6 protein-coding genes and 1 pseudogene are annotated in these 7,519 nt (G+C 57.7%); 2 read left to right on the forward strand and 5 right to left on the reverse strand.

Annotated features, from left to right (window positions below; translation table 11 throughout):
- Positions 1 to 57: 57 nt before the first annotated feature.
- From DFS13_RS39230 to DFS13_RS39245, 4 genes are all read right to left on the reverse strand, one after another.
- Positions 58 to 933: a porin gene (locus DFS13_RS39230; RefSeq protein WP_111442886.1), complete on the reverse strand. Its 876-nt coding sequence runs from the start codon at positions 931 to 933 to the stop codon at positions 58 to 60.
- 236 nt (positions 934 to 1,169) lie between these two features.
- Positions 1,170 to 2,552: an MFS transporter gene (locus DFS13_RS39235; protein WP_012431275.1), complete on the reverse strand. Its 1,383-nt coding sequence runs from the start codon at positions 2,550 to 2,552 to the stop codon at positions 1,170 to 1,172.
- Between the two features lie 38 nt (positions 2,553 to 2,590).
- The gene (locus tag DFS13_RS39240) at positions 2,591 to 2,917 is read right to left on the reverse strand and encodes a hypothetical protein (RefSeq protein ID WP_012431276.1); all 327 of its coding nucleotides are present in this window, start codon (positions 2,915 to 2,917) and stop codon (positions 2,591 to 2,593) included.
- Positions 2,914 to 4,251 carry an acyclic terpene utilization AtuA family protein gene (locus DFS13_RS39245; RefSeq protein WP_012431277.1) on the reverse strand — a complete coding sequence of 446 codons (1,338 nt, stop codon included), beginning with the start codon at positions 4,249 to 4,251 and terminating at the stop codon, positions 2,914 to 2,916. The genes DFS13_RS39240 and DFS13_RS39245 overlap by 4 nt, the downstream gene beginning before the upstream one ends.
- 349 nt (positions 4,252 to 4,600) lie before the next feature.
- On the opposite strand from DFS13_RS39245, the gene DFS13_RS39250 reads away from it, so the two are divergent.
- Positions 4,601 to 5,359: an amidohydrolase family protein gene (locus tag DFS13_RS39250; protein ID WP_021163732.1), complete on the forward strand. Its 759-nt coding sequence runs from the start codon at positions 4,601 to 4,603 to the stop codon at positions 5,357 to 5,359.
- 140 nt (positions 5,360 to 5,499) lie between these two features.
- Positions 5,500 to 6,378 carry an IclR family transcriptional regulator gene (locus tag DFS13_RS39255; RefSeq protein WP_012431279.1) on the forward strand — a complete coding sequence of 293 codons (879 nt, stop codon included), beginning with the start codon at positions 5,500 to 5,502 and terminating at the stop codon, positions 6,376 to 6,378.
- Positions 6,379 to 6,937: 559 nt separating this feature from the next.
- Here DFS13_RS39255 and DFS13_RS39260 read toward each other — a convergent pair.
- Positions 6,938 to 7,435, reverse strand: a pseudogene (locus tag DFS13_RS39260) (ATP-binding protein); the annotation flags it as partial.
- Positions 7,436 to 7,519: the final 84 nt, after the last annotated feature.

Below are 7,519 nucleotides of genomic sequence, written 5' to 3' on the forward strand. Positions count from 1 at the left end.
CTGACGCGCTACGGTTTGTCTTTTCTTCTTCATCGGCATATCCATGGCTTTTACACCTCATGATATGCCCCGCCCACAAAATGACGGATAGGTCCGCGTGAACAGATAGGATGCGCCTACCGAGAACGAGTCATTGCGATAATCAGCCGGATAGACGTGACTGAAGATGTATTGCGCGTAGATTTTGGCTTGGGCAAGCGCATAGGTCGCACCCACCATCGCAATCTTTTGAGAGCTGTCCGGAATGGCGATGCCGAAATAGGTATTGCCGTACTGCGTGCTAGCTGGCGTTGCTCCGCCAATGTTGTTGACCTGCTGATACACCGCGCCAATGTTCAAAGGACCAACGTCGTAGCTCAAACTGACGGCCGGCGAGGAATAGCGATGTATATCGCCCGCTACACCGCCAAACGTGTAGGCGCCACTTACCGTGAACCCAAAAAGCTTGTCGGATGTGTATTGAACAGTGTTATCGAGACGCGCACCGCCCACTAGGCCGGCAGATTGAAATCCCCACGTTGCTGCGTAATTGGCGAACCCAAATACGTCATGCGCGGACCCCATCAGATAGGCGAGGGCGTATTGCCGACCGAAAGTTACCGTGCCCAATCCTTGGTGTGAAAACCCGACGAATGCTTGTCGTCCGAACAGACGCTGCTGCCCTCCCGGCGTCGAGAACGCAAGTGCGCCCGTGTTCGCAACGAAACCAGATTCCAGCACAAATATCGCTTTGCTGCCGCCGCCCAAATCTTCGGTACCACGCAGCCCCCACCTGCTTCCAAGGAGCGCGCCGCCCGTACCCATGGTGATGTTATGGCCGCCGTCGCGTGTCTGATGGTTGTCGTAGCGGATTGCCTCGTCGATGACCCCGTACAGAGTTACGGCTGACTGACTCCACGCGGCATGCGCATGCAAGCCGACAATGCCGACCATCGACAATCCTGCTAGTTTTCCGATACCTCTACGCCGGTACCCCGATGTAAGTGAACGCTCGGACTGAGCATGCGCTTTATTTGAATATATTTTCACGAAAAGTCTCCAATTTAATATCGTTGTACTAATTGATGTGAAGCGTTGAATATCTTATTGAGAGATAAGATTCCGGTGTTTTCAGGGACGCTGCGTCTCGCAAGACGCAGCGTCAGGGTGGTGCGACGTTGCGGGAGACTTCAGTGACCAATGTCGGCAATCCTCGGCTGACCGGCGGTATGTTCCAAATCGTCGGGCATATGGTCGAGACCCACGCCGCTTGTCTCGATGCGAAGCGCCCAAACTGCAACGGCAAGCAGTACTTGAATGGCAACGACCGACGCGACTACCATGTTGACGCCGCCCATGGTGAAGAGCCACAGGACGAAGAACTGGCAAAGTGCGCTGGCCGCCCGCCCAGCCGTGCCGCATACGCCACTACCTCTGAGGCGATAAGACGTTGCGAAGAGTTCCGGAACATAAGCGCCTTGCCCTACCGCGACGAGGACGTAGATGCCGCAAATAAGACAGAGCCCGGCTACCAGGAGCATCGTGTTCGAAGCAGCGTGCTGATAGAACAAGCCCATCGCCGCTGTCACCAGTGCGGCACCGATAATTGCGGGCCGACGGCCCACGCGGTCGGCGAGGAAAATGCCGATGATTGTTCCCGCCGGCGCGCCCAACGACATCACGGTGCTGTACGACAACGACTTGACGATGTCGAAACCCTGACGCACGAAGAAGGATGGGAGCCAGTTAATCAGACCATAAACGCTGTAGCCGATAGTGACCATAATCAGCGAGCCGACCAGCGTCCGCCACACGACAGGTGACCTGAAGAGGACACCGATGGGAACGTGCTGTGGCTTTACCGGCTGCTCCCGCACGAAGTCGTCGAGCTCATGATTGCGTGAGATGTCTGCCTCAATCGACTGCAGCACCGCTTCGGCTTCGGCATATCTGCCCTGACTGACAAGCCATCTCGGCGACTCTGGCATCTTCTTTCGCAGCAGCCAGATGACGATTGCCGCGACCCCGACGATGGCGAACATGTAACGCCACCCGAAGTTCGGAATAATCCACAGACTGGTCAACGAAGCAATAAGAACTGCGGAGTTCGCGAACAGGGACAAGGCAGCCAGGAGTCGGCCTCTATAACGGGGCGGTACGAACTCCGACAACATGCCGTACGAGATAACAATCTCTGCCCCCATCCCGATGCCCATGATGAATCGCAGCGCGATGAGCCAGTACATGTTCGGCGCGAGCGTCGCAGCAAGCGACGCGCCACCGAAGATGATTAGATTCACCTGATAGGAAAACCTGCGCCCAAACCGGTCGCCAAGCTCACCCGCACTCCAGGCGCCCACCGTAAGCCCCGCGAACGTCATCGTGGTGAACCATGCGTTCATCTCAAGCGTGGACCAGCCAGTCTTGAGAAGCGAGCCGGTGACTACGCCGCCCAGATAAACGTCGAAGGCATCGAGGAAAAGACCGCCGCCGATGAGGAGGAACAGACGCCAGTGAAAACCACTCAATGGCAGCCTGTCGAGCCTCGGAGCGGCATAAACCGAATCCGACATGTTTGTCTCCTGAATTTGTTTTAGGAAGCTCGACTGAGCTAGTCTGCTGTGACTTCTACGGTCAAGGCAAGTAGCAGGAAGCTGAACGATTTACCGTGAAAATCAAGATTCAACGAGGCGTTTACACCGCCCTCCAGCGCGTCGCGAATCACAAAGTTGAATCCGTGAAGCGCAGGTATCTCGTATCGTTTGACCTCCCCTCGGAACAGGTCCGGGTAGGCGGCCGATACCCGTTCTGCGGTTAGCGAGGCCTTGATGTCGTCGTAATGCTTCGGGTCATAAGGCCAGACCGAGATGCACGACACATTTCCCTTGTCACCGGTACGAGCCGACGCGACTTCTCTGAGCGGAACAGTTTTCTTCATGACTGCAAGACCTCAACTTTGGTCTCAATCGCGTCGCGATTGACAAAAACAGCGTGGGTTTTCACCGAGGAGTCGATGTTGCCGCGATAGCCTCCGCCACCAGCCGGACCTGACACCCACAGACTTTCGACTTCCGATAACAAGGTTTCAGCCATCTCGCGGTCCGTCGTGCGCATCGCAGCGCGCACCCGAACATCCTGAGTGATGGCCTCACGCTGAATGGCGGTCGCATGCAGCGAGTTGATACCAATCAGGTCCAGACGAATCTTGTCCGCGCACCCATGGAGATTGCGCATGCGCTCTTCGATAATGGAGGCCGCCAGTCGGGCACGGTTCTCTGCGCCGGGACCGGCGTAGCTGATGCCAGCCTCAGCCAGAAAGCCACCGTCGAAGCCGACAATTGTCTTCAGTTGAGCAGGACGTTCGCGCCCGATGCCACCGCGAACAGCCACCCGGTCTTTGCCCGCCACTTCGATTTGCACGTTCGTGAAATCAGCTGTGACGTCCGGGGTGAGGTAAGCACGAGGGTCGTGTACTTCGTAGAGCAACTGCTCCTTCACTGTGAGTTCGTTGACAAACCCTCCCGTGCCGTCGAGCTTCGTGATGATGCAACTCCCGTCAGGCTGTACTTCCGCCAACGGAAAGCCGACATAGGCAAGGTTGGGCACTTCCTTGTATGGCGGGTCAGCGAAATATCCACCCGTTACCTGCGATGTGCATTCGAGCAGATGCCCGACCACCGTGCCTGCACCGAGTGTCATCCAGTCGTCGAGTTTCCAGCCATTGCGGTGCGCGATTGGCGCAAGGAAAAGCGAAGGGTCGGCCACCCGTCCGGTGATGACGATGTGTGGTTCTGTATCGAGCGCCGGGATGATGGCTTCCGCGCCGAGATACGCATTCGCCCCAACCATTCGCAGTCCCGCTTCTCCGACCGTTTTACCGATTTCGGGAAGGAAGGTTTGGTCCGAAATCTGACTGGTGACGTCATCGCCTTCGACGATTGCCACGCGGATTTTCAATCCCATGCGGCGCGCGAGGTCCACTGCGAGAGCGCCCGCGGCACGCGGGTTCGCGACACCCATATTCGTGACGATAGTCGTGCCACCCCGAACACACGCCTGCAGAACAGCAGCGAGGCGCTTTTCGAGGCGCGGGTTGTAGCCCTTATTTGGGTCTTGGGACCTTGCGAGATGTCCATAAGCAAGCGTCCGTTCTGCCAGACACTCGAAGACGAGAAAGTCGAGATTGCCTCGCTCTGCCAGGTCGCGCGCCGGGTCAATACGGTCGCCAGCGAAGCCCGCTCCGGCGCCGATGCGCACGGTGCTTCCAGCCATGGTTGCCTCCTAGATTTGTTCCGAAAATATTTTATCGTTCTGCTTTCGGAACATTAAAGGCCGGAGTCGCGACGAAGTCAAGCAGTTTTGTTCTCATATCGGATTTGACGTGTAAATTCGGAACGACTAGCATTGAGTCGGGCCAGCAGACTGCTGTACCTGCTGAAAAAGGAGACGACCGTTCAGCATCCGCACACCATCAATGCAGGCTCGACTGTGGTCGGCCTGACCGCGAAGGGACTGAAAAATGACAGCCAACCGAACGCCTCCCCGGGCGAATCCACTGGGTGCACGCAGAGACACGTCGCGTCCCGGTTTCCCCATTCCGGCAGGTGCGTGCGACTCACACATGCATATCGTCGGGCCGTTCGACAGATATCCATTGCGCGAGACGCGCTCACTCGAACCGCCGGAGTCGACATTCGCCGACTATCTGGAAATGAAGCGGGCGACGGGCATCGAGCGCAACGTGATTGTTCAACCGAGCTTCTTTGCGAAGGACAACGCGTGCACCTTGGACTCGACCGAGCGCATGGGCGAGCATGCACGTGCGGTTGTCGTGGTAGAACCGGATGTCGATGAGGCAACCCTCGCCGATATGCATGCCCGAGGTGCACGGGGCGTCAGGCTGCAGCGCGTGGTTGCCGGTGGGACGAGCACCGAGCAGATTGCGGAGATGGCATCGCGTATCCGCGATTTCGGCTGGCACCTGCAGCTCTTCGTCGATTCTGATGACGTGGAAGAACTGGCAGAGCAGTTGCATCGCTTGCCGGTGCCTGTCGTCTTCGACCATATGGCACACGTCTATAAGGAAAGTCCCATCAGTTCGCGGGGGTTCCGGACGTTGCTGGACCTGCTCGCTAGCGGCAAAGCCTGGGTAAAGCTATCCGCATGGCGCTTTTCTCCGGACAACGCACGGGCGCGGCAACTGGTCGATGCGAATCCTGAACGCGTCCTTTGGGGGAGCGATTGGCCGCACGTCTCGTATGAAGAAGATGTGCCCGACGACGGGAAGCTGCTAGACCGATTGGCGACGTGGGCACAGGATTCAGCCACGATTCAGCGAATATTGGTAGACAACCCTGCCGAGCTTTACTTTCGATGCTAGTGACCGCAGGAGGCCGGAGTAAGGCCCACGGCGCGTCGCCACCTCAGGGCCTAGTCTTCACGCCACTCGTCAACGACTACCATTTGATAGTTACTCGCCGCGTTACTATCACGTTTTCCCAAGCACGCCAGGACATGACAATGGACGAACCGGTCGACGTTGAGACCACCTCCTCGCGGAAGCAATATGAGACGACGCGCTCGCCGGCTCGGGTGCTGCAAATCATCTATGAGCTTGCGACCAGTGCGAACGGCCTGTCGCTCTCCAGGCTTGCCGCTCTGACGCATCTACCGAAAACAAGCTTGCTCACCCTGTTGCGTTCCCTGGAAGCGGCAAACTATGTTGTCAATGTGTCGGGCGCGTACAGGCTGGGAAGCGAAACGTATGCGATTGCTACGGCAATCCTGGCGAAAGAACGCTTTCTTCCGTCGGCTCGACCGTCGCTACAGGCCCTGTTCGCCGAAACGGGAGAAACCGTTCAATTGGGCATCCTCGCTCAGGACGAAGAGTTGGCCGAGACCATCGAAATTATCGAAACACGTAAGGCGGTCAGATTCTCGCTTTCTGTCGGCCTGCGTCGCCCGCTGCATTCCAGTTCTATCGGCAAGCTTCTGTTGGCTTACCAGCCAGCGCAGTGGACAGAAAGGTATCTGCAGCGAAAACCACTCGAGGTCTTTACGCCACAGACCATTTCAACCGTTCCTGAGCTGATGGATGAACTGAGCCGGATTCGGGACGCTGGTGTCTCAATTTCGCACGAGAGCATGTTCGAAGGCATGAGCGGAATATCGGCTCCAATCTGGAATCAGGCGGGTCACATGCTCGCCGGCGTGAGTGTCACAGGTCCTACATACCGTCTGCGCCCCCTTGAGTCTGGCCTGTGCGATTTGGTCAAACATGCGGGAGAAGAAATTTCCCGAAAACTTGGCTACAAAGGGAGTTACCCTAGCAAGCTCCAAAATGCGGACGATGTCGACGGAGATGCTGCCCATGCAGAGAAGACTCAGGCAATTGGGTAAAGGTGTCGTTCACTGCAACCGCCGACGAGCCGCCTTCAGAGGTGACTGCGGCGGCCCATCACAAAAGCATCAACCCCATCCAGCCGCAACACGTCTGAACTTGGCCGCATCCTAACTCGACGGAGTTTGCCTCACTCTCCGCAATCTTGAGCATCGAGAGCAGGAGCTTCTCCGAAGTCGCTGGTCCGTGCCCTGGCGCAGGCTTTATCGACTTCCGCGAGGTGCGGCGTTCCCGCGCCCACCGCCGGATGGGTTTCCGGTCGTACTCGGCCAATTACCACCGGACGAAGCACCGCCCGACCGGCCGCCGCTTCCGGCCGATTTTGCCCCACCGGACGAGCCTTTCGATGGGCCGCTCGAGTTACCGCGCGCGCCACCTTGGTTGCCGCCTGTTCCTTTGCTCATCGCCGCCTCCTTTGACCATGTGGGGTGCTACAAGTCACTTCCGATTTGCAGTCGCATCAGAGCCGCGGCCGCGAGATTGTCAAACGCAATCTCAAGTTGATACAGCTTCGGACGCAAACGCAATTTGAATTTGATACACCTGCGCATACGGTTATTAGCTGAGTGCTGCCTCCTTCGAGTTGCGTTTGCGTTTGACATCGTCCGCGTCGTTCAGGTGCGGTGGTGGGATGCGGTTGATCATGCCGGCCTGACGTTTTTCCTTCAGCCTGTACGAGTCGCCGGAGATCGGCACGACGTGTGCGTGATGAAGCAGCCGGTCGAGGAGCGCCGCCGTGAGCGTTGCATCGTCAGCGAAGGTCTGGTCCCACTGGCCGAACGGAAGATTGCTGGTCAGGATGAGACTTCCGGTTTCGTACCGTTTGGCGACCACCTGGAAGAGCAGGTTCGCCTGCTCCCGGTCCATGGGCAGATACCCCATCTCGTCAATGATCAGAAGCCTGTATGGCTTCGTGATCCGCTTGATAGTTTCCTCCAGCTGGTTACGCCGCAACGCTGTCGTCAATTGCATCAGCAGATCGGCGGCAGTAATGAAGCGGGTGCGAAATCCGGCCTGCGTTGCACGATATCCAAGCGCGACGGCAAGATGATCTCGTACCGACTGTCAACGCATGTTCGCGGCTTCGGAGCAGGGCTCTACGCCGGTTCGGGCATAGGCTGGTTGCGGCGAGACTGGCGG

This window comes from Burkholderia sp. 28_3, assembly GCF_003253915.1.
GTDB classification, from domain to species: domain Bacteria; phylum Pseudomonadota; class Gammaproteobacteria; order Burkholderiales; family Burkholderiaceae; genus Burkholderia; species Burkholderia cenocepacia.